The following is a 1,632-nucleotide window of genomic DNA, read 5'->3' as shown; positions in this document are numbered from 1 at the left end:
CATGAAATCGGAATGTGGATAACTCAAGCCTGTGGATAACCCGTCATTGTCCGCGGAATCCCCGTTTCGATGCGGGTTTTGGGACTGGATTTCGAATCTTCTTGCTTTCAGACGGGAGTGCTAATCGCTTTTGGGCAAACCCAAAGAAGACCCTGATTTTACAGGTTCCAATTTCGTCATGTTGAGGCGATGAATCGATCCGTCATGCCACTGGCTGAACGAGTATGAACCGTTCAGCCAACGCTCTAAGCTTGTGTTGCATGGTGTCGACGATGCCAGCGAGCGTCGGATTCGGCGCAAGCCGGATATGCTGGTATCGGCCGGAACCGACCACATTGGCGGGCACCCGGATCACCGTCCGGCGAATCGTTTGGACTTCGCACCGGTTGAGCGATTCCGGCATCAGCGTCTGTTTGAACCAGACCATCACGTTGTAGGCGATGGCTTTGATCCAGCTGAACAGCAAGTTCCGGAGCAGGGAATGCTGGCTGTTCTGCTCCACCGCATAACCTTCTTTCAATTCATCGATGCGATTCTCGATGTTGGCCCGCTTGTTGTACGAGCGAAGCAGCGGCAAAGGCTTGAGTTCGGCATTCGTGACGATGGCTTGGAAGGAATAGGTCGTAAGCGCCATCGTCAATTGGTCATCGGTCGTACGCTCGGTTTCGTGGGCTTCCCGGTAGATGACGCAGCGCCGTGCTTTCTCCCAGTTGGTGAGGAGAATCGGGATGTCGGCAGCAGCCCAACGATCGTCTTCGGTCGCAAACGTGATGTCCTCTTGTTTTTCCGCCAGCGTTTCCCAGAACGCAGGATGCTGCTGAAGGTAAGAAATGGCCTTCTTCACAGTGGCCTTCTTCGGCAGTTTGAAGATGTACTGCCACCCACGTTCTTCAGCGTACGCCATGACAGTGTCATCGGCAAAGCCGCAGTCGGCCCGGATGCCTTCGATGATCCATTCCGGCGGCAGCATCGCCTCGATTTCTTTAACGAACGAGAGCAGATCCTTCATGCCGTTCGTGTTGCCGGGATTCACTTGCAAGTGGATGAGCTCGCCGCTTCCGGCGATGAAGGCAACCCGGATTTTGTACGAGGGGCGTCCGTGGTAACGCGGATTGTAGCCGTTTGTTGCGCCTTCTTGTTCACCGAATAGCGTGATGACTGTATCGTCGATGTCGATCCAGACCAGACGCTTTTCACCCATCCGAGCATGGCGAGCCAGCAAATCCCGGTTTAAGGCGACAAGCTGAATCAAGTGGCTCCAGGAGAGCTTGCTCAAGAAGCCGCGGAAGGTGCTTTCGTCAGGAAAGCGGTCGATACCGGTAACGATCTGGTAACCTGGGTCCGACTGCAGGGCATTCATATGCGAAAAACGCGTGTGGCCGAGCAGCGCGCAGTCCAGCAAATGATCGACAAGCTTAGAGGCCGGGTAGACACAGTTGGCTTTCTGCTCCAGATGGAAGTGATCTTCAATCAGGGCATCCAGACCGATGAGTTCCTTGAATCGAGCGAGGAACTGGAAGTTACCGGCTTCCGTGACGGTGTTGTTGTCGAACGTGACCGGTCTCAACGTCTTCACGATCTGTTTGATTCGGCGACGCTCCGCAAGAATTTCCATTCGGCGTTCGCGGCGTG

At 54.8% G+C, this 1,632-nt stretch carries 1 protein-coding gene; it reads right to left on the bottom strand.

Features of this window, described 5'->3' with window-relative positions:
• Positions 1 to 202 precede the first annotated feature (202 nt).
• Positions 203 to 1,632, bottom strand: a 1,430-nt coding sequence (locus PSHG_RS25875; RefSeq protein ID WP_148497864.1) for an IS1380 family transposase, incomplete at its 5' end; no start/stop codon positions are given.

It is taken from the genome of Paenibacillus senegalensis JC66, assembly GCF_000285515.1.
Lineage (GTDB): Bacteria > Bacillota > Bacilli > Paenibacillales > NBRC-103111 > Paenibacillus_L > Paenibacillus_L senegalensis.
Note: the sequence above shows the minus strand (reverse complement) of the source record. Positions and strands in the feature narration are given on the sequence as shown.